Source organism: Thioalkalivibrio sp. ALJ1 (assembly GCF_000745395.1).
Classification (GTDB): Bacteria; Pseudomonadota; Gammaproteobacteria; order Ectothiorhodospirales; family Ectothiorhodospiraceae; genus Thioalkalivibrio.
Window position 1 is genome coordinate 1,656,517 of the sequence record NZ_KN050684.1, and the last position, 23,052, is coordinate 1,679,568.

At 65.5% G+C, this 23,052-nt stretch carries 20 protein-coding genes; 10 read left to right on the forward strand and 10 right to left on the reverse strand.

Going from position 1 to position 23,052, the window contains the following annotated elements; all coding sequences use genetic code 11:
* The first annotated feature begins 46 nt into the window (after positions 1-46).
* From F462_RS10205 to rlmKL, 3 genes are all read left to right on the forward strand, one after another.
* A complete protein-coding gene (locus tag F462_RS10205) occupies positions 47-952 on the forward strand; it encodes an ABC transporter ATP-binding protein (protein ID WP_018141642.1) in 906 nt (301 codons plus the stop codon).
* Positions 952-1,740: an ABC transporter permease gene (locus tag F462_RS10210; protein ID WP_018874556.1), complete on the forward strand. Its 789-nt coding sequence runs from the start codon at positions 952-954 to the stop codon at positions 1,738-1,740. The genes F462_RS10205 and F462_RS10210 overlap by 1 nt, the downstream gene beginning before the upstream one ends.
* A gap of 63 nt (positions 1,741-1,803) precedes the next feature.
* A complete protein-coding gene (gene rlmKL, locus F462_RS10215; RefSeq protein WP_038053881.1) occupies positions 1,804-4,017 on the forward strand; it encodes a bifunctional 23S rRNA (guanine(2069)-N(7))-methyltransferase RlmK/23S rRNA (guanine(2445)-N(2))-methyltransferase RlmL in 2,214 nt (737 codons plus the stop codon).
* A 98-nt stretch (positions 4,018-4,115) separates the two neighbouring features.
* On the opposite strand, the gene F462_RS10220 is transcribed toward rlmKL, so the two are convergent.
* Positions 4,116-4,436, reverse strand: a complete 321-nt coding sequence (locus tag F462_RS10220) for a c-type cytochrome (protein ID WP_018141645.1) — start codon at positions 4,434-4,436, stop codon at positions 4,116-4,118.
* A 57-nt stretch (positions 4,437-4,493) separates the two neighbouring features.
* Positions 4,494-5,855, reverse strand: coding sequence for a sulfite oxidase (locus F462_RS10225; RefSeq protein ID WP_018874558.1), 1,362 nt, complete (start codon positions 5,853-5,855; stop codon positions 4,494-4,496).
* 194 nt (positions 5,856-6,049) lie between these two features.
* On the opposite strand from F462_RS10225, the gene F462_RS10230 reads away from it, so the two are divergent.
* Together F462_RS10230 and F462_RS10235 are read left to right on the forward strand one after the other, a co-directional pair.
* Positions 6,050-6,811, forward strand: coding sequence for an FKBP-type peptidyl-prolyl cis-trans isomerase (locus F462_RS10230; protein ID WP_018141647.1), 762 nt, complete (start codon positions 6,050-6,052; stop codon positions 6,809-6,811).
* Positions 6,805-8,286, forward strand: coding sequence for a S10 family peptidase (locus F462_RS10235; protein ID WP_018874560.1), 1,482 nt, complete (start codon positions 6,805-6,807; stop codon positions 8,284-8,286). Before F462_RS10230 ends, F462_RS10235 begins: the two co-directional genes overlap by 7 nt.
* 13 nt (positions 8,287-8,299) lie before the next feature.
* Here F462_RS10235 and scpB read toward each other — a convergent pair whose 3' ends face one another.
* From scpB to F462_RS10260, 5 genes are all read right to left on the reverse strand, one after another.
* Positions 8,300-9,010, reverse strand: coding sequence for an SMC-Scp complex subunit ScpB (gene scpB / locus F462_RS10240; protein ID WP_018874561.1), 711 nt, complete (start codon positions 9,008-9,010; stop codon positions 8,300-8,302).
* On the reverse strand, positions 9,007-9,876 hold the full coding sequence (locus F462_RS10245) for a segregation and condensation protein A (RefSeq protein ID WP_018874562.1): 870 nt from the start codon (positions 9,874-9,876) through the stop codon (positions 9,007-9,009). Before F462_RS10245 ends, scpB begins: the two co-directional genes overlap by 4 nt.
* A gap of 9 nt (positions 9,877-9,885) precedes the next feature.
* A complete protein-coding gene (locus F462_RS10250) occupies positions 9,886-11,106 on the reverse strand; it encodes a tryptophan--tRNA ligase (RefSeq protein WP_018141651.1) in 1,221 nt (406 codons plus the stop codon).
* 53 nt (positions 11,107-11,159) lie between these two features.
* Positions 11,160-12,524, reverse strand: a complete 1,365-nt coding sequence (locus F462_RS10255) for a DUF945 family protein (RefSeq protein WP_038053884.1) — start codon at positions 12,522-12,524, stop codon at positions 11,160-11,162.
* A 71-nt stretch (positions 12,525-12,595) separates the two neighbouring features.
* A complete protein-coding gene (locus F462_RS10260; protein ID WP_038054943.1) occupies positions 12,596-13,210 on the reverse strand; it encodes an L-threonylcarbamoyladenylate synthase in 615 nt (204 codons plus the stop codon).
* 197 nt (positions 13,211-13,407) lie between these two features.
* On the opposite strand from F462_RS10260, the gene F462_RS10265 reads away from it, so the two are divergent.
* Both F462_RS10265 and F462_RS10270 read left to right on the forward strand, forming a co-directional pair.
* Complete coding sequence (locus F462_RS10265; protein ID WP_018141654.1) at positions 13,408-13,704, forward strand: YciI family protein; 297 nt, start codon at positions 13,408-13,410, stop codon at positions 13,702-13,704.
* Positions 13,704-14,561: a peptidylprolyl isomerase gene (locus F462_RS10270; RefSeq protein ID WP_038053886.1), complete on the forward strand. Its 858-nt coding sequence runs from the start codon at positions 13,704-13,706 to the stop codon at positions 14,559-14,561. The genes F462_RS10265 and F462_RS10270 overlap by 1 nt, the downstream gene beginning before the upstream one ends.
* Before the next feature lie 51 nt (positions 14,562-14,612).
* Here F462_RS10270 and F462_RS10275 read toward each other — a convergent pair whose 3' ends face one another.
* Positions 14,613-15,137 carry a copper chaperone PCu(A)C gene (locus F462_RS10275; RefSeq protein WP_208854137.1) on the reverse strand — a complete coding sequence of 175 codons (525 nt, stop codon included), beginning with the start codon at positions 15,135-15,137 and terminating at the stop codon, positions 14,613-14,615.
* A gap of 189 nt (positions 15,138-15,326) precedes the next feature.
* Between F462_RS10275 and F462_RS10280 the strand changes: the two genes are divergently transcribed.
* A complete protein-coding gene (locus tag F462_RS10280; protein WP_038053891.1) occupies positions 15,327-16,583 on the forward strand; it encodes an efflux RND transporter periplasmic adaptor subunit in 1,257 nt (418 codons plus the stop codon).
* Positions 16,580-19,771 carry an efflux RND transporter permease subunit gene (locus F462_RS10285; protein WP_038053893.1) on the forward strand — a complete coding sequence of 1,064 codons (3,192 nt, stop codon included), beginning with the start codon at positions 16,580-16,582 and terminating at the stop codon, positions 19,769-19,771. Before F462_RS10280 ends, F462_RS10285 begins: the two co-directional genes overlap by 4 nt.
* Positions 19,772-20,014: 243 nt before the next feature.
* Here the strand turns inward: F462_RS10285 and F462_RS10290 are convergent, their stop codons facing one another.
* Both F462_RS10290 and F462_RS10295 read right to left on the reverse strand, forming a co-directional pair.
* Positions 20,015-21,346 (reverse strand): MFS transporter, encoded by a 1,332-nt coding sequence (locus tag F462_RS10290; protein WP_018141659.1) that lies wholly within the window; start codon positions 21,344-21,346, stop codon positions 20,015-20,017.
* 43 nt (positions 21,347-21,389) lie between these two features.
* Complete coding sequence (locus F462_RS10295) at positions 21,390-22,076, reverse strand: retropepsin-like aspartic protease family protein (protein ID WP_081610848.1); 687 nt, start codon at positions 22,074-22,076, stop codon at positions 21,390-21,392.
* A gap of 105 nt (positions 22,077-22,181) precedes the next feature.
* Between F462_RS10295 and F462_RS10300 the strand changes: the two genes are divergently transcribed.
* Entirely contained in the window at positions 22,182-23,036 is an 855-nt protein-coding gene (locus tag F462_RS10300; protein WP_038053895.1) for a hypothetical protein, read from the forward strand.
* Positions 23,037-23,052: the final 16 nt, after the last annotated feature.

A 23,052-nucleotide genomic window follows, 5' to 3' on the forward strand; every position in this document is an offset into this window, starting at 1 on the left:
TGTGAATCGGTATGGTATGCACTCCCCCGCAGCCGCGAGTCCCGCCGTGTCCGCCATCCGCATCCAGCAGCTGTACAAGGCGTACGACGGCAAGGCGGTCGTGGACGGCATTGATCTGGAGATCGCTCCGGGTGAGTTCTTCGGCCTGCTGGGACCCAATGGCGCGGGCAAGACCACCACCCTGCGCATGCTCCTGGGTATGACCCCGATCGACGGTGGCCAGGTCGAGGTGCTGGGCCTGCCGATGCCGGAGGGCGAACGCGCGGTGCGCGAGCGTCTGGGCATCGTGCCGCAGTTCGATACCCTGGACCCGGACTTCACCGTAATCGAGAACATGCGCACCTACGCCGCCTACTTCGGCCTGTCCGGTGCGGAGGTGCAGGCACGTATCGATCGCCTGCTGGAGCAGGTCAATCTGAACGACAAGCGCGGCGCCCGTATCGATGCCCTGTCCGGCGGCATGAAGCGCCGCCTGACCCTGGCCCGTGCGTTGATCAATGAACCCGAGGTGGTGGTGCTGGACGAACCCACCACCGGCCTTGATCCGCAGGCGCGGCATCACCTGTGGCGCCAATTGCGCGCGTTGCGCGCCTCCGGCGTGACCCTGGTGCTGACCACGCACTACATGGAGGAGGCCGAGGAGCTGTGTGACCGTATCGCTATCATCGACCATGGACGAATCATCGCCTGTGACGCGCCCAGCCGCCTAATCGCGGAGCATATCGAGCCCTGGGTGCTGACCGTCGGCGGCACCGATGCCGGCGCGGTCCTGCAACGCGAGCTGGGCGCGAAGGACCGCGCCCACCAGGTGGCCGACACCTGGCTGGTCTACACCGCGGAGCCGGACCGGCTGCGCGAACGCCTGCGCGCGCTCGGGCACGAACCCACCCTGCGCGAGGCGGATCTGGAAGATGTCTTCCTGAAACTCACCGGACACGAGCTGCGCGACTGATGGCCCACCCCGCAATGCCTCTGCTACCCCGCCCCAGCCTGCGTTTCGTCGCGGTGTGGAAGCGCAACGCGCTGGTCTGGCGCAAGCTGATCGTGCCCTCCATGCTCGGCAATTTCGGCGAACCGATCCTGTATCTGCTGGCCTTTGGCTATGGCTTCGGCCGTCTGGTCGGCGACCTCGACGGCATGACTTACATGGTCTTCATCGCCTCCGGCATCATCTGCTCGTCGGCCATGTTCACCGCGAGCTTCGAAGGCATGTACTCCGCCTACACGCGCATGGCAGAGCAGAATACGTGGCTGGGGATGCTCGCGACCCCGCTGACCCTGGACGACATCGTGTTCGCCGAGGCCACCTGGGCCGCGACCAAGGGCCTGATCAGCGCTGTGACGATTCTGGTGGTGGCCAGCCTCCTGGGCCTGGTGAGCGATGCGCGCGCATTGCTCGCGCTCCCGGTGATCTTCCTGGCCGCCTTCACCTTTGGCGCACTGGCCCTGGTCATCACCGCCCTGGCGCGCAGCTACGACTTCTTCCTGTACTACTTCACCCTCGCGGTCACGCCCATGCTGCTGCTCTCCGGCGTGTTCTTCCCCCTGACCGAGCTCCCCGGTTGGGTCCAGGGCCTGGCTCTCGCCCTGCCGCTGGCGCATGTGCTGGAGATCGTACGCCCCCTGATGACCGGCGCCTGGCCCACTGCCTGGCTGCCACACCTGGCCGTCATTGCCGCCTATGGCCTGAGCGCGATCATCCTCGCCACGTATCTGATTCGCCGCCGTCTGTTGCGCTGATAACCGCGTACCCGCATCAGGCTGTGAGAGAATAGAAGGCTTTCCAGCCTCCCCGAGCCCCCGATGACCGAGTCCTCTCCCGGCGATGCCATTCCCGCCTTCGACCCGCTGGCCGAGCGCCGTGAATACCTGGCCACCGCGGCCGGCGGACTCGCCCCGCTGGTCGCTCGGGAGCTGGAGGACTTCGGAGCCACGGACCTGCGCGAGGACCGTGCCGGCATTCACTTCCACGCGGACCTCACCACGCTCTACCGCTGCCTGCTGGGCAGCCGCGTGGCCAGCCGCATCCTGTTGCCGCTGGCACGTTTTGACGAGCCGGACGGCGATGCCTGCCACGCCGCCAGCCGGGCACTGGACTGGCCCGCCCTGTTCGCCCTGGATGCCACCTTCGCGGTCGACGTCACTGGCAAGAGCTCGCATATCGGCCATACCCACTTCGCTGGCGTCCGCGTGAAGGACGGCATCGCCGATGCCTTCCGTGCCACCCTCGGGGAACGCCCAGACGTGGACGCCCAAGACCCGGACGTGCGCGTCCTGTTGCAGCTCCAGGGCCACCAGGCACAGATCAGCCTGGATATCGGCAATGGTGGGCTGCACCGTCGCGGCTACCGTGGCAGCGGCGGCCAGGCCCCGCTGCGCGAGAACCTCGCCGCGGCCCTGCTCATGCGCGCCGGCTGGCCGGAACGGGTCGAGGCCGAGCCCGAGGCCCAGTTCCTGGACCCCTTCTGCGGCAGCGGCACGCTGGTGATCGAGGCCGCCCTGATGGCTACCCGGACCGTCCCTGGCCTGCTGCGCGAGGGCTTCCGGGCCCGTGGCTGGTCCGGGCACAATGCCGACCTCTGGGCCGACTGCCTGGCCGAAGCCCGATCTTCGATACGCCCCTGGGAGGGCCCGCCACTACTGGGCAGCGACCACGACCGGGGTGCGGTGGCGGCGGCACGCAAAGCCGCCAAGTCCGCTGGCGTGAGCGGCTGTACCCGCTTCGACCAGGCCGATGCCCTGACTCTGGCTCCGCCCGCTAACCGCGGCATGCTGGTCAGCAACCCGCCCTATGGGGAGCGCATCGGCAACACGCCGGAACTGATCAAACTCTACAGCCTGCTGGGTGAGCGTCTGCGCAGCGCCTTTGGCGGCTGGCATGTGGCCCTGCTGGTGGCGGACACCACCGACTCGCAGCGCCTGGGCCTGCGCGCCAGCCACAAGCACCGTTTCTACAACGGCACCCTCGCCTGTCACCTGCTGCAGTTCGAGATCCACCAGCGTGAGGAGCCAGCGGCCGCCCCGGCACCGGACTTCGCCAATCGCCTGCAGAAGAACCTGCGCCATCTGACGCGCTGGGCCAAACGCCAGGGGATCACCTGCTACCGCCTCTACGACGCGGACTTGGCCGAATACCCACTGCAGATCGACCGCTACAAGTCCGAGGACGGCACCCTCCACCTGCACGTGCAGGAGTTCGCGGCCCCCGCCAGTGTCGAGCCGGCCCGCGCCGAGGCACGCCTGCGTGGGGCATTGGCCGCCACTCTGGAGGTGACCGGCGTGGAACCCGCCAACCTGCACTACAAGCAACGTCGGTCGCAGAAAGGGCGCGCCCAGTACCAACGCGCCGAGACCACGCAACCCCAGCCCTTCTGGGTTGAGGAGCACGGATGTCGGCTCAAGGTCGAGCTCGACACCTATCTCGACAGCGGGTTGTTTCTGGATCACCGTCCGATCCGTCGACGCCTGCAGCAGGAATGCCGGGGCCTGCGCTTCCTGAACCTGTTCTGCTACACCGCCGCCGTCAGCGTCCACGCTGCCGTGGGAGGTGCCAGCCAAACGGTATCGGTGGATCTTTCCAATACCTATCTCGAGTGGGCTGCGGACAACCTGCATGCGAATGGGTTTTCCGCCCAGGTGCGCGACGGCCGCGGGCGCCGCCGACCGGATGAGCACGCCCTTCTGCGGGCGGATTGCGTTGCCTGGTTGCGCGATGCAGTGGAGGACCCCGCCCTGCGCTTCGATCGGATCTTTCTCGACCCGCCGACCTTTTCCAATTCCAAACGCACCGACGACGAGTTCGACGTGCAGCGTGATCACGTCCAGCTCATTCAGGATGCCGTTCGTCTGCTCACGGAGGGTGGTGTTCTGTATTTCTCCACCAACCGTCGCCGCTTCGAACTGAACGCCGACCCACTGGAAGCACTGGCGATCCGCGAGATCACACGTGAGACCCTGGACGAAGACTTCCGCCGCCCACCACCCCCTCATCGCTGCTGGGTTATCCAACGGCCATAGATGGCCTCGAGAACGCGAACGCCCCCCACAAAAAAGGGCGCCCCATGGGGCGCCCGGAAACATCACAACCACGCAAACAGGATGTTTGCTGGACCCGCTCAGTCGCCGTAACCGTGGTTTTCCACCAAGTAGTCAACGATGTCCTCGCGCTGCTCGTCCGTAAGCCACGTCATGCCATAGTCTTCCATGTCATCCATCACCCAGTGCCAATCGGCACGATTGAGGTTCTGGTTGGTGGCCTGACGAATACCGTGGCAGGCCGAGCAGGTCTGCTCGAACAGTTGCTTGGTTGCCGATACCTCCTCGGCCTTTTCTTCCTGAGCTTGTTGCTCTTCTTCCGAGATGGCATCGCCCCAAACGGGTACGGCCAGGGCCAGCAATGCGACCCCCATCAACGGTGGCAAAACAAAACGCTTCATGCGTACTCCATTTTTCAGTTCAGGGCCCGGGGCAGGTGCCCTGGGCATGGAGGTTGATCACGCCGCCACGGTCACCGGGATGCGGTGCACGACGTTGCCGTCATATCCACGCGGGTTCCACGGCTGAACGATGGGCTGGGTATTACCCTTGTCGTCCACTGCACGCGCCCAGATCTCGTAGTAGCCGCGATTCTCGAAGGACAATTCCTTCTCGAAGTGCACCCAGGCGTACTTGTTGACCGGGTCGCCCTTGAGATCGGCCTTTTCCCAGTTCAGACCGAAGTCGGTGGAGATCCAGACCTCCGCAACCTCGTCCTCGCCCGCCCAGGCATGACCCGTGACCTTGACCGTCTCACCGCGCTCCAGACCGGTATCTTTCTCGGGGCCGGTAATGACGGACTTGATAAGCCACGGACCGCCGACTTTCATGTCTTCTTCCGGCGGACGTTCGCCCGGAGCGACCGGGTATTTCGGCATCCGATAAGAATAGCCCGTCATGCCGCGGCCGTCGTGTTCCTGATCGCGCAGGGTGATATTCGTCAGCCACTTGTGCGAACAGGACCCATACCAGCCCGGCACCACCAGACGCACCGGGAAGCCGTGGGCCGCCGGGATGTCCTCGCCGTTCATCTGATAGGCCACGATGGTGTGCTCTTCCATCGCCTTTTCGATCGGCACGCCACGAGAGAACGGACCGCGATCACCAAGGATCGGCTCGTAGCCCTCATGGGCGGTGTACACCGCGCTATCCTTGACGCCGGCGCGTTCGAGGAGATCCTTCAGCGGGACACCGGTCCAGCGCGCGTTGCCGATGGCGCCGCGATCCCACGGATTGCCACGCGGCTGCGGGTCAAAATTGGCGCGGCCATTACCACCACACTCGATGGAGAGGACCAGGTCCTTGCTGTCCATGCTCTTCAGATCGTCCAGGCCGACTTCGAGTTCGTCGTGTACCTCACCGTCGATCTTCAATGACCAGCCACTGGCGTCTCGGTCCAGCGCCTGCTGCGGGATCAGGTCGTTGTTACGCACAAAATGGCGGCTTGCCGGTGTGACTTCGTCCACCAGCATGTGCGGCGGTGTCTCCACGTTCAGCGGCCGGTCGTTGTGCACCATCAGGCCGCTTTCCTTGCTGGCATCCGACATCGCGGCCTTCGCCTGATCGTCTTCGACGCCATTGGCTTCGTCGGCCCAGGCCGCCGGAATCAGGCCACGGCCGAACAGGCCGCGCATCGCGGCATCGGTACCGGCACCAAAGCCGAACAGCGTGAGTGCCGCTCCGCCGACGCCCATGCTGCCCATGAAACGACGGCGGGAAACGGCCTCATCAAAAACTTCCAGGGTTTCAGGACTGGCACCAGCGTCTTCCGTTTTTCCACGTAGCCGGTCCCAGAATTGGTTATCGTTCTTCTTAGTCATGAATACTCCTCCGTCGCACGAATCCTTGCAGTTATGATCCCCATGGCCGGTCCTTGTCATGTAGGGATCGCTTGGAGATTTAGACTAAGTTCAGATGTATTTCAAAGTATTTTTTCGGGAATTTTTCTCGGACGTTAGTGGTCGTTATAACGCCAGTTAAAAATCATATTTTTGCAACAAATTAGGATATAATAATGCGCAACTGGGTCCTCTTTTCTTTGTTTTTTCTGCCCGCCTTTGCCCTTGCTCAGGAAATCGAAATCCGCGACATCGAGGCAGGTGAAGGCGAGGCGATTTCCCAACATGACACCGCCCTCGTCCACTATGTCGGCACCCTGGAAGAAGACGGTTCTCAGTTCGATTCCAGCCGCGACGCCGGCCAGCCGCTGTCGGTCACGCCGGGCACCGGTCAGACCATCCCCGGCTTCGAGCGCGCGATCCTCGGCATGCGCGAAGGCGGCAAACGCGAGGTCACCATCCCTCCGGAACTCGCCTATGGAGAACGCGGAGCGGGTAACATCATTCCGCGCAACGCGACGCTGAAGTTCGAGATCGAGGTGATGGAGATCACGGACCGCGCGCCCTTCACCAACATCGACAATCAGGAACTGGCCACGAAGCTGGATGAAGGCGTCACCCTGGTGGATATTCGTCGTCCGGACGAATGGGCCGAAACCGGTGTAGTGGAAGGCAGCCACCGCATCACGGCCTTCGAGGAAGATGGCAGCCTGAATCCCGATTTCGGGCGGCAGTTCACCGAACTGGTCGGCCAGGATGAAGAGGTGGTCCTGATTTGCCGTGTCGGCAACCGCACAGCCGCCCTGGCGCGCGCCCTGGCCGACGGGCTCGGCTACGAGAACATCTACAACGTGACCGACGGCATCATGGAATGGCTGGAGGACGACCGCATCGTTCAGCACGACTGTCCAGAGACAGCCGAAACGGCCCAATGCTGATGCCCTTAATGCGACAGCTCCTGGCCCTTGCACTGCTAGCCCTGTGGCTTGCCGGGCCAGCAATGGCCGACACCGACAAGACCGCCAGCACCGAACTGCCAGAATCGGTGACGACCCAGCATCAGATCGAGCTGGCCAATGGTGAACGCCTGGACTACTCGGCCACCGCGGGATACATCCCGCTAGGTGACAGTGACCACCCGCAGGCGCGCATCTTCACCACCAGCTACACGGTGGAGGACGACACGCCGCGACCGGTCAGCTTCATGGTCAACGGTGGACCCGGCGCCGCCTCCGCCTACCTCAACGTTGGCGGCCTCGGGCCGCGGGTGCTCGAAACCGACGCGAAGGGCCTGCCGACCACTACGCCTCCGCGACTGGTCGACAACCCGAAGACCTGGCTGGCATTCACGGACCTGGTGTTCATCGACCCGGTGGGCACCGGCTTCAGCCGTGTGATGGAAGGCGAAGCCGACACTTACTTCAGCCGTGACGGCGACCTAGAGGCGATGGAGGAGACTCTGGAACGCTGGCTGGACCGCAACGGCCGCCGCGGAGACCCGGTCTACCTGGCCGGCGAGAGCTATGGCGGTTACCGCGCGGCGGCCCTGCCGGCGCGCCTGATGCGCCAGTCCGGCATTAGCGTCAGCGGTACGGTGCTGATTTCGCCCGCCCTGGACTACGCAATGCTGCAACCCGGAACAGGGCGTCCGCTCGCCTGGGCGCTCGGCCTACCCTCGATCACCGCCGCGGCCCGAGCCCAGGACCGGCTGGGCGACGACCCGCCGGACCAGGCCGCAGCCGAGTCCTTTGCCCTGGGCCCGTACCTGCAGGGCCTGATGCATCCACGGGAAATCGATGACGAATGGATCGCACAAGTCGCGCGCTTCACCGGCCTGGGGCAGGAACGCCTCAAGGCCACCGGGGGGCGCATCCCGCTGGACATGACCCAGCGCGGTCTGCTGCTCGACGAGGGCCGCCTGGTGAGCCTCTACGACGGTGGCGTCGACAACCCCGACCCCGTCCCCACCCGCGTCCGACCACAGGGATCGGACGCGATCCTCGAAGGCCTGATCGCGCCGCTGTCCACCGCCATGCTGGATCACCTGCGCAACACCCTGGAGTGGGAGCACGGGCATCAGTACCGCCTGCTCAGTCGAGAGGTCTTTCGCAGCTGGGACTGGGAAGGCTCCGGCCGCGAAGGACACTTCTCCGCGCTGGATGACCTGGCCACCGTCCTTGCGCTGGACCGAAACTTCCGCATCTTCAGCGTGCACGGAGAGGCGGATCTGATCACACCGTATTTCGCCACCGAGTGGCTGCTCGGCCAGATCGCGCACGCCGTGGGCGAGGACCCGGACTCGCGCATCATCCCGCGCGCCTATCCCGGTGGGCACATGCTCTACATGCGGGCGGATACCAGCCAGGCCCTGTTCGACGATGCCGCGGCGTTCTACCGCGGCGAGACGCCCTGATCAGAGAGCCTTTTCAGGCTTCCCGGTCCGCGAAGTCGCCTTCAGCGTCGGCATCAAAATCCAGCCGCCGGCTGGTACCCGGCGCCTCGGCCTCTTCCGTGTCCGGGGGCGTCAGACTCAGTCCGGCATCCGAGGCAACATCTGCCAGATCGCGGATCTGATCCAGTGACGGTAGCTCTTCCAGACGCTTCAGACCCAGGTCATCCAGAAAGCCACGCGTTGTGGCATAGAGTGCCGGCCGGCCCGGTACCTCCTTGTGCCCGACCACCCGAACCCACTCGCGCTCCTGCAGCGTACGCATGATCCCGGAACTGACCGCCACCCCGCGCACGGATTCAATCTCGGCGCGGGTGACCGGCTGGCGATAGGCAATGATGGCGAGGGTCTCGAGCAGGGCGCGTGACAGACGGGACGGGCGTTCCGGCTGGGCCGCCTGAACGGTGGCGGAAAAGCGTGCGCGCACGCGGAAACGGTAGCCTCCCGCGGTGCGCACCAGCTCGATGGCACGGTCGCTGTAGCGCTCCTGCAAGTGGCCAATCGCCTGTTCCAGCAGGGCCTGGTCGATCTCGCCCAGCTCCTCGCAGGCGGCCTTCAGATCCCGCGCAGGTACCGGTTCCGCGGCCGCGAACAATACGGCCTCGACCGCCAGTTCGACCGCCCGCAGCGGGTCGTGATCGGAATCGGGTGCCGCCTCTGCCAGGGCCTTCTCGGCCTGATCGTTCATGCCCAATCGCCTCCCTCGTCCTCCACGGGCGTACCGCGACGGCGTAACTGGATGGGGCTGTACGGCTCGCTCTGGCCCCACTCGACCAGCCCGGCTTTGGTCAGCTCCAACACCGCGAGAAACGATACCACCACCCCCTGACGGCCCTCCGCCGCCATCAGCAACGAGACAAAGTCCGTGAAGCGCTCGGCGTGCAAACTGTCGAGGATGCTGGACATGCGCTCACGCACCGACAGCTGCTCGGTGGACACATGATGGTGCGCCATCAGGCTCGCGCGGTGCATAACGGCCGCCAGCGCCTCCATCAGTTCGTCCAGCGATGGCGCGGGCGGCGGCGGGCCCTCCAACGCCTCGACACTGGCACCGGCGGCAAACACATCCCGATCCATCCGCGGCAGCGCGTCCAGGCGCTCGGCGGCGGTCTTGAACTGCTCGTACTCCTGCAACTGCCGGATCAACGCCATGCGCGGATCGGCGTCTTCGTCCGCCTCGGCATCACGCGGACGCGGCAGCAACATGCGTGACTTGATCTCGGCCAGCAGGGCGGCCATCACCAGGTACTCCCCCGCCAGCTCCAGGCGCATGGCGCGCATCACCTCGATGTAGGCCATGTACTGGCGTGTGATCTCGGCAATGGGGATCGCCAGGATATCGAGGTTTTGCCGGCGGATCAGGTACAGCAGCAGATCCAGCGGCCCCTCGAAGGAATCAAGAAAGACCTCCAGCGCATCCGGCGGGATGTAGAGATCGGCCGGCAGCTCCGCCACCGGCTCGCCGTGCACACGATAAAGCACCTCCCCGTCCGCCCCGGTCTCGGCGGTGGCGGGGAGGTCGAGATCGTCGCTAGCCTCAGCGTGCGGATCCATGCCGCTCGTTCATCGCAGGTAGTCCAGCCCCATCACCCGGCGCACCTCTTCCAGGGTCTCACGGGCCTCTTCGCGGGCGGCCTCGGACCCCTCGACGATAATGGAACGCACCAGGGCCGGGTCCTCCGCATATTCCTTCGCCCGCTGCTGGATGGGCTCCAGCTCCGCCTGCACCTCTTCGATCAGTGGGCGCTTGCAGTCGATGCAGCCGATCCCGGCCGTGGTACAACCGGCGTAGAGTTCTTCTCGCTGGCTCTCGCTGGTGTAGACCTTGTGCAACTCCCACACCGGGCATTTGTTCGGATCGCCTGGGTCCGTGCGACGCACGCGTGCTGGATCCGTCGGCATTGTCCGGATCAAGGTCTCCACTTCGGCCGGTTCGGTACGCAGACTGATGGTGTTGCCATAGCTTTTGGACATCTTGCGCCCATCCAGTCCGGGCATCTTCGAGGCCGGGGTCAGCCGCGCCTGCGGCTCCGGCAAGATGATCTTGCCACCGCCCTCGAGATATCCGAACAGCCGCTCGCGATCGCCCAGCGAGATGTTCTGCTGAGAATCCAGCATCGCCCGCGCCACTTCCAGTGCCTCGTCCTCGCCCTGCTCCTGGTACCGCTTGCGCAGATCGCGATAGCGCTTGGCGGCCTTCTTGCCCATCTTGTCCACGGCGGCCTCGGCCTTCTCGGCAAAGCCCGGCTCGCGGCCATAGAGATGGTTGAAACGCCGCGCGATCTCGCGCGTCACCTCCAGATGCGACACCTGATCCTCGCCCACCGGGACCATCCCGGCCCGATAGGCGAGCACATCCGCGCTTTGCAGCACCGGATAGCCGAGGAAGCCGTAGGTCGCCAGGTCCTTCTCGCGCAGCTGCTCCTGCTGGTCCTTGTACGTTGGGACCCGTTCCAGCCAACCGAGTGGTGTGATCATCGACAGCAGCAGGTGCAGCTCGGCGTGCTCCGGGACGCGCGACTGCACGAACAATGTCGCGGAGCCTGGGCTTACACCTGCTGCCAGCCAGTCGATGACCATCTCGATCACATGCTGCTGCAGGTCACCGGGGTCTTCGTAATGGGTGGTCAGCGCATGCCAGTCGGCCACGAAGAAGAAACACTCGTAGTTGTGCTGCAACTCGATCCAGTTCTTCAACACACCGTGGTAATGGCCCAGATGCAGGCGCCCAGTGGGACGCATGCCGGAGAGCACACGCTGGTTGCTACCCTGATTACTGCTCACGGAATCAATCCCTTCCTCTTAGAAGCGGGCGCATCCGCGCCCGGTCTATCGTCTCAGAACATACCGCCGGAGAAGGCGAACAACATGGCCAGCAACATCGAAGTGCGGTCCACATCGTTGATGTGCACGCGACCATCCGCCATCGCCAGGTTGCCGTGCCAGTAGCCCGCTTCGGCATCCCGTCGCAGCCAGCCGTCCGCGGCCAATGCATGCAGTTGTGCATCCAGGTCAATATCGGGATAGGCCGCATCGAATTCGGCCACCCATTCCAGCCCGAGTCGCAGCTCACTGTCCAGCACCAGCACCTCCAGCGGCCGGGTCGCGAAACCCTGTTGCGTCCCGCGCAGGCCCAGCTCGGCATCCAGCGCAAGCTGACGCGAAGGCTCTTCGTTAAGCGAGACCTGTAGCTGGATCCCGGGACGGTGCTCGATCATTCCGCCCAGGGCGTCAATCATCGCCGCGCCAATCAGCGCATTGCGCTGATCGCCCTCGACGCCACGCGCCTCGAGCGCCTCCAGTTCTCCGAGCAATTGCAGCAGGCTGGGCCGATCCCAGCGCAGGATCCCCAGCTGCAGGTCCAGCGCCTCCAGCGTCAGCGCATCCCCTTCGCCATCGTCCACGCGGGCATGGTCCATCTGCAAACGCACACGCGAATCCATGCGGTCATTGCTCGTGTGCTGGAAGGCATCCAGGCGCGGACGCTCCAGCAACAGCCGAACGGCCTCGCCCTCGTTTAACTCGATACGCGAGGCGGCCAGTCCACCTTCGTAATCGGGCAAACGCCCGAAGACGCCATCGTCGTCGGCCTCAAAAACGGTGGCGTAGCGAAGATCACTTGCGCGCCAGAGAAACGCGTCGTCGGACAACTGCAGATCCGGGATATCCAGACTCACCAGGATCTGTTCCCGGGACCAGGCGAACCGGCCCTGTCCCGCAGCCAACTCCAGCCATACCGGCACATCGGTCCCGGTATGCTCGGCCACTTCGGGCACCGTAGTCAGATCCATGCGCAGCTCATCGAAGGCGACGCGGGTGGTCACCCCCCCGCCCAGCCCGGCACGGGAATGCACCTGCAGATCCAATGAGCGCAACAGGTGGCCGATCAACGAATCATCCGGCGCCGCCAGGGTGTCCAGGTCGACAAACGAGTCGCCGCGAGCGCCTTGGAGGCCATGCCGCACAGCGTGTACCAGCGGGATCTCGAAGCGTCCATCCGCGTCCTCCAGGGTCAGCCGACTGCGGCCACTGGCCCCCAGGTAGCCACGCTCGTACTCGAGCATCTCGTGGCGCAGATGCACCTCGCCCAACTGGGCCTCGTGGGTGGCATTGACGGTCCCCTCGACCTGGGTGCCGACCACCACCGGCCAGACAGCGGCCACAACCAGCACCACCACGGCCAGAATGATCCATTTACGCACTGCGCCTCCCTGCGGCGATGCCGCACTCCAGGTCCTGCCGATGGCCAATGCACACCCACCGGCCCGTGAGCCTATTCATCCAGAAATCCCACATCGCCCAGGCCATGTCGAATGACCGTGGGTACGTCGTCCGTGAGGTCCAGCACACTGGTGGCCTCCAGCGTACCCGCTCCCCCATCGACGACCAGATCCACCACCTTGCCCAGGCGATCATTGATCTCCCAGGGGTCGCTCAGCGGCAGATCATCACCGGGCAGCTCCAGGGTCGCCGACATTAAAGGCGAGCCCAGTGCGTCCAGCAACGCCGATACGATCGGGCTCGCCGGCACGCGCATTCCAATCGTGCGCCGCTTGGGATGCTGCAACCGGCGCGGCACCTCGCGAGTGGCGGGAAGAATGAAGGTATAAGGTCCGGGCGTCAGGGTCTTCATCAGACGAAACGCCGTGTTGTCCACCTTGGCGTACACCCCCAGTTCGGAAAGGTCGCGGCACAGGAGCGTCAGGTGGTGGGTCTCGTCCACCTGGCGGATGCGGCGGATGCGATCCGCCCCGGTCTTGTCCCCCGGCAGGCAAGCCAGCGCATAGCAGGCATCGGTCGGCAGCGCGATCACCGCCCCTGCCTGCAGACGATCCACCACTTGCTGGATCAGCCTGGGCTGGGGATTGTCGGGGTGGATCGAAAGCATGGTCGCAGCCGGAACGGTTACAGGCCGCGCAGTGTAGCGCATCCACCAGCTCCCCCATAAGCCAGCTCTCCCATACGGATGGGTCGCCCACGCCGGCGAACGTACTCGTAACGGGTCACGGGTCAAACTGCGAGCCGTCGAACACCAGCGTTCGACGATGATCGGTTACGATACAGGTCTATCCGAGGAGATCGCCCATGCTCTACATGATTCAGGGCCAGGATGCCCCCGACTCGCTGGACGCGCGCCTGGCTGCGCGGCCCGAACACGTGGCCCGGCTGCAAACCCTGCGTGACGACGGGCGGCTGATCCTTGCGGGCCCTTTCCCCGCCATTGACAGCAATGACCCCGGCCCGGCCGGCTTCACCGGCAGCCTGATAGTTGCGGAGTTCCCTTCGCTGGAGGCCGCGCGGGAATGGGCCGATGCCGACCCCTATGTGGCCGCCGGTGTCTACACCGCCGTCGACGTGCGCCCATTCAAGCAGGTCTTCTGATGCGGCCCCGTACTTGGTCCACGATACTCGTAACCCTGGCGGCTGTCGGCCTCCTGGCCGCTTGCGGCACGGACAATGACACGTCCTCCACAGATGATGACACCGCCGGGATCGCGACCGACACCCAGGATGCGGACACCGTCGCCACCGTAAACGGCGAGCCCATCACCCGAGCCGACCTGTTCACCTACTCGGGCATGGACGATGACCCCGGTCTGGCGGAAGGCGAGGGCACCCTGGAAGAACTGATCAGCCTCGAACTACTGCGCCAGGAAGCCGTCGCACGCGGGCTGGATACCGAAGCCGAGACGCGCCGCATCCTGCGTATGGTGGAAACCAACCTGCTGGCTTCGCAGTTGATGGAGCGCATCACCGCCGAGATGGAAATCACCCAGGACGACCTGGAGGCGGAGTACGAGCGCCAAATGGAGATGATGCGCGGCACCGAATACCGCGCCCGGCACATCCTGCTGGAGGACGAGGAACACGCCCGCGAACTGCTTGTGGAACTGGGCGACGGCGCGGACTTCGCGGCCCTCGCCGAGGCGCATTCCATCGATCCGGGTTCGGGATCCCGCGGCGGCGAACTGGGCTGGTTCAGCCCCGAGCAGATGGTCCCCGCATTCAGCGATGCCACCGTAGCCCTGGAACCGGGTGAAACCACCGCCGAACCCGTCGAGAGCCGTTTCGGCTGGCACATCATCCGGCTCGAAGAGACACGGGACACGCAGGTCCCGGAACTGGAAGATGTCCGCGCCGAACTGATCGAGATCCTGGAAAGCCGCGCTATCCAGGAGTACCTCGAAGGCCTGCGGGCCGACGCCGAGATCGAGATCCCGAATCGCCCAGCGAACTAGGCCCAGCGAACTAGGCCCGGCTCACTAAAGGAGCACGGGCTGTCCTCAGCCTCAGTGCCCGTGATGCATACCCCCGTGCCCGGACTCCGGGGTGCCCTCCCTGGCGTCCTCGCCCCGCTGCACGCGGGCATGGATGGTCATGGTCTCGCCATCCACGAACTCCAGCACCACGGGAATCCAGTCGCCGGCCGTCAACGGCTCATGCAAGCCGATCAACATCAGGTGCAGCCCCCCAGGCTCCAGCACCAGCGTCGCGCCTGCCGGGACATCCAGCCCCTCCACCTGACGCATTCGCATCACGCCGTCGACATGCGCATGTTCATGCAGTTCCACCACCTCCGAGATCGGGCTCTCGGCCGCCACGATGCGGTAATCGCGATCGCCTGTATTACGCAGCTCGAAGTAGCCGCCCGTGCTATCACCCGGCATCAGACGAATCCAGGGCGCAGAGGCCATCTCGAGTCCGTCCCGGCATTCGCACAGCTCCGGCTCCCCGGCCGCGACCGGGCTCATGGAGCCGCCCGCCAGCACGGTTACCGCCACCAGCCCGTGCAACATCATTCGGGATCCCTTCATGGCCTTCATCCTCAGTTAAGCAAACTGTAATATTGGCACAACGAGGGACACCCGAGGGCACAGTGGGTTCCCCTAAAAATGCAGTGGTAGGATAAGCCACCCGGAATGGGGAACCTCTATCTCCGGCCCTGCTCCAAGCCACGGGTCGAGGGCTCTCGCAGGCCCGCACTAGCCAACATTGAGACCTCCATGCCGAGCGCCCCACGCCGAGCCATTATCCCCATCCTGATCCTCGCCATCGCGGTAGTGGGATTCATGATCTTGCGCGCCACCGGCCCGGAGGCCCCACCGCCGGAGGCCAGTGAACGCACCTGGCCGGTGCAGGGCCTGACCGCCGAGCCCGGCACCCACCGCCCGGGGGTCATCCTCAATGGACGCGTCCGATCCGCCCAGGACGCTCTGCTGCGGGCAGCAGTCGAAGGCGAGATCGAGGCGGTTCCCGCACGCGCCGGGCAGCGCGTGGCCAAGGGCGACGCACTCATCCGTATCGATCCGCGGGAGGCCCAGCTGCTGCTGGATCAGCGCGAAGCAGAACGGCGCGAAATGGAGGGCGCCGTCGAGCGGGAGACCCTGCGCGCGCGCTTCGACCGCGAGGCACTGCAACGCGAACGCGATCTGATGGCGATCGCCGAACGCGGCCTGGAGCGGGCGCGCGATTTGCGTGAACGCAACCTCGGTTCGGAATCGGATGTCGACGCCGCCCGCGAACGCCTGCAGCAGGCCAGCCTCACAGTCGACAGCCGGGAACAGGCCGTGGCCGATGCCCCCATGCGGCAGGCCGAGGCCGAGGCGCGCCTGACCCGAGCCCGGGCTGCGGAGGAACAGGCGCGCATCGACCTGGAACGCACCACGATCCGCGCCCCCTTCGACGCCCGCATTGTCGAGGTCGAGGTGGCGACCGGTGAACGGGCTCGCCCCGGCGACGCCCTGCTTCGACTGTTCGCGGTCGACGACCTGGAGATCCGTGCCAGCCTGCCCGAACACCTGATCGGTCGTATCGAAGAACTGTTACAGAATGACGCTGCCTTGCCAGCGAAAGCCGAGCGCGGCGGGCACCCGGTCGAGGCCGAGCTCGAACGTCTGGAGGGCGAAACGCGCACCGGCGAGTCCGGAATGCGCGGGGTCTTTACGGTTCGAAGCGGTGGGCGCGGACTGACCCTGAACCGTTTCGTCGAACTGCGGCTGCTGCTGCCCGAGGAACCCGACAGCCTTGCGGTCCCGTTCGAATCACTGTTTGGCCGCGACCGCGTATTCCGCGTAGTCGACGGGCGTCTGGAATCGCTGCAAGTGGAGCGCCTGGGTGACTTTATTGATGACGACGGTAACACCCTGGCCCTGATCCGAAGCCCCGAGATCGAAGCCGGTGACACCCTGATCGCCACCCGCCTGCCCAACGCGGTCGACGGCCTGCGCGTCGAGGTCGAAGAACCGGATTCCGAGCGATGAGCGAGTCCGAGCCTTCCGGTGCCGCCCCCGACAGCGGGCGGCCCATGCCCGGTGGCGGTGCGCAGGACAACGATCGCCCGCCGCGGGGCCCGATCCAGCTATTCCTGGATCATCGCCTCGCGGCCAACCTGCTGATCGCGCTGATGTTGCTGGCCGGGGCCTTTGCCCTGACCAAGCTGAACACCCAGTTCTTCCCTAATTTCGAGCTCGACTTCGTGACCGTCGAGGTGCCCTGGACGGGCGCCAGTGCGGAGGATGTCGAACGCGCGATCGTGGATCCGCTGGAACAGGACCTGCGCACGGTGGATGGCCTGCGCAACATGACCTCCACGTCGGCGCTGGGCATTGGCGTCGTGACCATGGAGTTCGAGGCCGGGACCGACATGACCCTGGCCCTTGAACAGGTCAACGACCGCGTCAACCAGCAGCGCAACCTGCCGGAAGCCGCCGAGACCCCGGTGGTGACCCGGATCATCCGCTACGAACCGGTGGCCCGCATGTTGCTGACGGGCCCCGATGACCCGCAGCAACTGCGCATCCTTGCGCGGCAATTTGAACGCGAACTGCTGGATGCCGGCATCGCGCGCATCGAGTTTACCGGCCTGACCGAAGACGAAATGGCCATCCAGGTGCCCAGTTCCGCGCTCTACCGCCTGGACATGACACTGGCCGACATCGGCGAAGAGATCCGTGCGATGGCACAGGACCTGCCGGCCGGCTCGGTGGGGCGCGACGACACCGCACGCCAGATCCGCAGCCTGGAACAAGCCCGCGACATCGTCGCCTTCGAACGCCTGATCTTGCGCGGCGACGCCGAGCTAGGCCGACTCACCCTGGGCGATATCGCGGATATCGACCTACGCCATCGCGACGGCCAGGTGCGGGCCCGTGCGAACGGTCAACGCGCCATCGAGATGAGTTTGCTGCGCTCGGAGACCGGCGATTCGCTGGAAGCCGCACAGGTGCTGGAGGAGTGGCTGGAAGAAACCCGGTCGACCCTGCCGCCGGGTGTCGATCTGCAGGTCACCGACGCCTTCTGGGAACTGTTGTCCGAGCGCATCACCCTGCTGCTGAAGAACGGCCTGGGCGGATTGCTCCTGGTGCTCGGCATCCTGTTCCTGTTCCTCAATCGTCATATCGCCCTGCGCGTTGCGCTGGGCATCCCGATCGCCTTTACCGCCGCCTTCGTGGTGCTGTGGGTGGTCGGCGGCTCGATCAACATGATCTCGCTGTTCGGCTTCATCATGTCGTTGGGGATCATCGTCGACAACGCCATTGTGGTTTCCGAGCACGCCTACAGCCTGCACCAGCGCGGACTCTCGGCCAGCCGCGCGGCACGCGACGGGGCGCGGCGTATGGTCGGGCCGGTAATCGCCGCCTCGCTGACCACGGTGGCCGCCTTCCTGCCCCTGATGCTGATCGGGGGCGTTATTGGAAACATCCTGTTCGATATTCCGCTGGTGGTGATCTGCGTAATCGTGGCCACCTTGCTGATCGCCTTCCTGATCCTGCCCGCCCACCTCAAGGGCGTGATGCACCGGCTCAAGCCGCCGCGCCCGGGCAGCCTGCGCGAGCGCTTCGACAGTGGCTTCGAAAACTTCCGCAACGGGCCCTTCCGCCGCGCGGTCACGACTTCGGTCAATCATTCCGGCGCCACCCTTGCACTGGCGGTGGGGGCGCTGATCCTGGCGATTGGGCTGGCCGCCAGCGGGCGCATCGGCTTCACCTTCTTCCCCTCCCCCGAGGGCACCATCGTGAATGCCGGCGTCAACTTTGTCGCCGGCACCCCACCGGAACGGGTCGAGGCCTTTCTGATCCACGCGGAAGAAGCGCTGGCCGAGACCGAAGAGGCGTTTGGAGGCAATCTGGTGCGCGCCTCGGTGACCCGCCTTGGGCGTGGCATCGACCCTGGAGACGGCAACGCTCCACGCGGCGACCAGTTTGGCAACATCCAGGTGGAACTGGTGTCGCCGGAGCAGCGTGAGGTCCGCAACCGCGAGTTCATCCAGGCCTGGGAGGACCGCGTGCGCCAGGCGCCGGGGATCGAGAATTTCAGTATCGACGAGCGCCAAACCGGACCCCCCGGACGCGACCTGGAAGTCCGCCTGACCGGTGACGACCCGCACATCTTGAAGAACGCGGCACTGGAACTGGCAGAGATTTTCGACGATTTCGCCGGGACCTACGCCACCAACGACGACACGCCGTTCGGGCGCGAGCAGCTGGTGTTTCAGGTCAACGCGGAGGGCCGCGCCCTGGGACTGACCACCGAGTCGGTCGGGGCCCAGTTGCGCGACGCTTACGACGGCCATCTGGCTCAGCTCTACCAGGACGGCCTGGAAGAGGTGGAGGTACGCGTTCGCCTACCGGATCACGAACGGCACTCCAGCGAGAGCCTGGAACGCCTGAGCCTTCGCCTGCCCAGTGGCGAATTCGCCCCACTGGGCAGCGTGGTCGACCTGCGTTCGCGCCAGGGCTTCGAGACCCTGCGCCATGCGGACACCCGCCTGGCGATCCAGGTGTCCACCGAGGTCGACCGTAGCGTGAACAACGCCGCGCGCATCCGCGCGGCGCTCGAAGACGGTCCGCTGGATGACCTGGCGGCACGTTACGGTATCGAATATTCCTTCGAGGGTCGCGCGGCGGACCAGGCCGAGACCTTCGCCGACATGCGCACGGGCCTGATCCTGGCACTGGGGCTGATGTACATCACCCTCGCCTGGGTGTTCGCCTCCTGGGGCTGGCCGCTGATCGTGATGGCGATCATCCCCTTCGGCATCCTCGGGGCCCTGCTCGGACACTGGATCATGGGCGTAGAACTGACGATCCTGTCGCTGTTCGGCCTGTTCGGCCTGACCGGAATCGTGGTCAACAACTCCATCATCCTGGTCAGCTTCTACCAGGGCCTGCGCGCGGCCGGTTTGGCGCTGCAGGAGGCGATCGTCGAGGCCGCCTGTCAGCGCCTGCGCGCGGTGATCCTGACATCGGTAACGACCATTGCGGGTTTGACGCCGCTGCTGTTCGAGCGCTCGGTCCAGGCCCAGTTCCTGATCCCGATGGCCATCTCCATCGTCTTCGGCCTGGCCATCGCCACCGTCCTCGTCCTGTTTGTGATCCCGGCCCTGCTACGCCTCTACGAGGGCCTGTTCGACCGCGGCGCTACCACCACCCACCACGTCACCGAATAGCCGGCTCCGGCCCATTATTTTCACCACGAAGCACACGAAGGCACGAAGAAGGTCAAGAGCGCTCGACAGGAAGACGCGAAGAATGGAAGAGGGACTGGGTTAAAGCGTTGAGGGTATGGCAGGCACCGGGGGCTCGAGTCGCCACCCAAGGCTCACATTCCAATCATCCTTCCGGTCTTCCAGCCTTCCTGTGACGGCCCTTAACCTGGCCCTTCTTCGTGCCTTCGTGTGCTTCGTGGTGAATCAAGCGGGCTTGGCGCGGCGGCGATCGACGAGGTGGACGGGGATGGAGGCGAGTAGCGCGGCGAGGAACAGGAACAGGCAGAACAGGATGGCATTGGCCAGCCCGAGCCAGACCTGCAGCAGCCCTATCCCGGCCAGCCCGAAGATCGCGGCCGCGCGCGCCGACAGGGCCCAGAAACCGAACCAGCGCCCGGCCTCGCGCACCGGCACCATCATCCCGACCAGCGCGCGGCCAGCCGACTGTGCCGAACCCAGGCACAGCCCGGCGACAATCCCCACGCCGAGGAACACCATCTGCGCCTCCACCGGCCGGCCCAGCAGTGCGCTCAGCCACTGCGCGATGGTCGTGGTGCCGAAGATCGCCACGACCGCCAGCGCCCACAGCGCCAGGGTCAGCCGATAGATCCGCACCGGCCCGGCACGGTCCTGCAGAAAGCCGAAACCGATGGCCCCGATAATCGCGGTAACCTGGGTGATCACGAACATCGCAATGCGCACCGGCTCGTCCCACTGGATCACCTGCGAGCCGTAGATGAAGGTGAAGGAGATGATGATGTAGATCCCGGCCATCATGAAGAAGATGGACACATACAACGCGCGCAGCTCGCGGCGCTGCCCCAGCGTGACCAGCGCCTCGCGCACCCGCCGCCAGCCCAGCCCCAGCTGCAGCCGCCGACGCATGTGCCGACGCGTGCCGCGCTCCTTCAGGAACAGGAAGGTCGGGATCGCCGAGATCAGGAAGAACACCGCGGCAAACGGCCCCACCCAGCGAATACGCTCGAAGTTCTCGGCACTGACCTCGCCCAGCAGGCCCAGGGCAAAGGCGGTGGCGATCAGCCCGCCGATATAGCCCATGCCCCAGCCCAGCCCCGAGATCCAGCCGAGCTTCTCCGGCGGCCCGAGGCTGGGCAGGAAGCTGGCGATGAAGGATTCGCCGATCGCGTAGCCGAAGTTGGACGCAATGATCAGCGCCATGCCGAACAGCACCAGCCCCGGCTCGACGAAATACAAAAGCCCCGTCGTCACCACCGTCAGGATCCACGAGGCCATCAGGAAGCGCTTGCGCGAGGCCGTTGCATCCATCACCGCCCCGGCGAACGGGGCCGCGATCACCACCATGGCGTAGCTGATCGCCAGCGCCAGGCTCCACAGCAGGTTGCCCAGGCGATAGTCCGGGGCATCCCCGACGATCACCCGGGTAAACAGGTCGCCGAAGATCACCGTGATGATCAGCAACGTATAGGCCTGGTTGGCGAAGTCGAACATCGCCCACCCGAAGATCTCGCGCTTTGGGGCCGGCGCGGTCTCGGGGTAGCGCCGAATTAGCGGCATACAGGGTTCCCGATAGGCATATCGGCCGCCATGCTAACGCACCTCAGCGTTCGCGGATCACCAGCGCCTCACCGTCCGCCACAACCGCGAAATGCTCGAGGAAACTCTGGCCCAGACGCGACCGGGGCAATTCCGCATCCGGAAGGATGATCGCGCTGACCCCTGAGCGCCGCAGGACGCCCACTTGCAGGGACTCAATCCCGACCCGCTGCCCATGCACCATCCCCTGCGCTCGCTGAATCCGCACCGAGCGTCCATCGGTGCCGTCCAGACCTGCACGCTCGGCATCCGAGGCACGCAGCAGGACCGAATCCGCCTCGGGATCCACAACGAGCGTAATGGCGGTGCCGTTGATACCCGCCGTCAGCGCGTGATCGCCCCGGGAATCCCGGTGCACCCGAACCTCGGCACCGCCCTGTGCCGGATCCACCGACCGCATAGAACCCGACCGTTCGACCCGCAGCTCCTGTCGCTTGCCGCGATACTCCACCAGCGCCGCCCCGGGGCTTGTGCGCAGAATTCGCAAGCCACCGGGCCCCGTCTCTCCAGCGGACACGACGGCCCGCTCGTCGCCGACCGATACCACGGCGCGATCCCCGAACACCGCATGTAACCGGAGTTCGTCCGCAGCAGCACCGAGCGGCAGCCAGAAAACGAGGACTCCGACGAACCCGATCCGCCGAAGAGTCGCGGCGACCACTGAAGCCGGTGAATGCGATAAACAAGCCATGGGTTGTTTATACCGGGTTCGGCTGAACGAAACCCAAACGCCCGTGACAGGCGCTTTTCTCTGCGCCTGCTACCATCGGGTCATTCTCATCCGCGTGGAGCTGCCGTGTCCCGCCAACCGTCCGCCGATTCGTCCAATCCCGCCCCAACCACCCATGTCGCGTTGCGTCACGCCTTCACCGTCACCGTGCTGGTGATCGGGCTCTGGCTGCTGCATATGTACCTGCGGGTCCTGCCCGAAGCCGTCATCGTCCTGCTGTGGATCGGTGCGACCCTGCTGATCGCGCTCGGTGGCTTTCGCCGTCACCGGATTCGCCGTGCGGCCTTCCTGCGCGGCTACCTGGAGCCCACCAGTAACTGGCCCCGTCGCCTGCGCGGCGGCCCTCTGATGGCCCTGCGCCACCTGATCACCGGCGCCATTCTGGGCGGACTGCTGTTGATCGCCCTGGCCCGCATTCCGGTCCAGGAGGCCTGGGCCGCATTGCTCCTCGGCGGCTTTGTACTGGTGACCGTTGAGGCGCTGTTCACCCGCAGTCTGCGTGGCCATGCCCACCCACAGTTCGCCCCGGAGCTGGCCCGCCGCGGCGGCCTGCTGGTGGCCGCCATGCTGCTGGTCATCGCCCTGCTGGTCCTGGCCCTGCAGGCGCGCTACCCCGACCTGACCGGGGCTACGCTGGAACAGGCGGTGTGGTTCCTGGTCCAGCACGAGGCCGCGCGGAGTCACCTGCTGGAGGCCGGCCTGCAACTGGCGGCAGCCCAGGACGCCCTGCGCCTATGGCTGGGCCAGCAATGGTTCCCCCAGGGGGTCGAGTCCCTGCCCGCCCTGCTCGGCTGGCTGCTGGTGCTCGCGGAGCAGGCCTTCCTGGCCATCGGCTTCCTGCTGCTCACCAACGGGCTCCTGCCCCTGCGCCGTGTGGACGATACCCTGGGCGATTCACGTAACGCCCCGGTGATCGAGTAGCGCCGCCGGCCGCGCG

Excerpts from the sequence above, each read along its gene's own strand:
- F462_RS10210 (WP_018874556.1), top strand. The coding sequence starts at position 952 with ATGGCCCACCCCGCAATGCCTCTGCTACCCCGCCCCAGCCTGCGTTTC.
- rlmKL (WP_038053881.1), top strand. The coding sequence starts at position 1,804 with ATGACCGAGTCCTCTCCCGGCGATGCCATTCCCGCCTTCGACCCGCTG.
- F462_RS10220 (WP_018141645.1), bottom strand. The coding sequence starts at position 4,436 with ATGAAGCGTTTTGTTTTGCCACCGTTGATGGGGGTCGCATTGCTGGCC.
- F462_RS10225 (WP_018874558.1), bottom strand. The coding sequence starts at position 5,855 with ATGACTAAGAAGAACGATAACCAATTCTGGGACCGGCTACGTGGAAAA.
- F462_RS10230 (WP_018141647.1), top strand. The coding sequence starts at position 6,050 with ATGCGCAACTGGGTCCTCTTTTCTTTGTTTTTTCTGCCCGCCTTTGCC.
- F462_RS10235 (WP_018874560.1), top strand. The coding sequence starts at position 6,805 with ATGCTGATGCCCTTAATGCGACAGCTCCTGGCCCTTGCACTGCTAGCC.
- scpB (WP_018874561.1), bottom strand. The coding sequence starts at position 9,010 with ATGAACGATCAGGCCGAGAAGGCCCTGGCAGAGGCGGCACCCGATTCC.
- F462_RS10245 (WP_018874562.1), bottom strand. The coding sequence starts at position 9,876 with ATGGATCCGCACGCTGAGGCTAGCGACGATCTCGACCTCCCCGCCACC.
- F462_RS10260 (WP_038054943.1), bottom strand. The coding sequence starts at position 13,210 with ATGCTTTCGATCCACCCCGACAATCCCCAGCCCAGGCTGATCCAGCAA.
- F462_RS10265 (WP_018141654.1), top strand. The coding sequence starts at position 13,408 with ATGCTCTACATGATTCAGGGCCAGGATGCCCCCGACTCGCTGGACGCG.
- F462_RS10270 (WP_038053886.1), top strand. The coding sequence starts at position 13,704 with ATGCGGCCCCGTACTTGGTCCACGATACTCGTAACCCTGGCGGCTGTC.
- F462_RS10275 (WP_208854137.1), bottom strand. The coding sequence starts at position 15,137 with ATGAAGGGATCCCGAATGATGTTGCACGGGCTGGTGGCGGTAACCGTG.
- F462_RS10280 (WP_038053891.1), top strand. The coding sequence starts at position 15,327 with ATGCCGAGCGCCCCACGCCGAGCCATTATCCCCATCCTGATCCTCGCC.
- F462_RS10285 (WP_038053893.1), top strand. The coding sequence starts at position 16,580 with ATGAGCGAGTCCGAGCCTTCCGGTGCCGCCCCCGACAGCGGGCGGCCC.
- F462_RS10290 (WP_018141659.1), bottom strand. The coding sequence starts at position 21,346 with ATGCCGCTAATTCGGCGCTACCCCGAGACCGCGCCGGCCCCAAAGCGC.
- F462_RS10295 (WP_081610848.1), bottom strand. The coding sequence starts at position 22,076 with ATGGCTTGTTTATCGCATTCACCGGCTTCAGTGGTCGCCGCGACTCTT.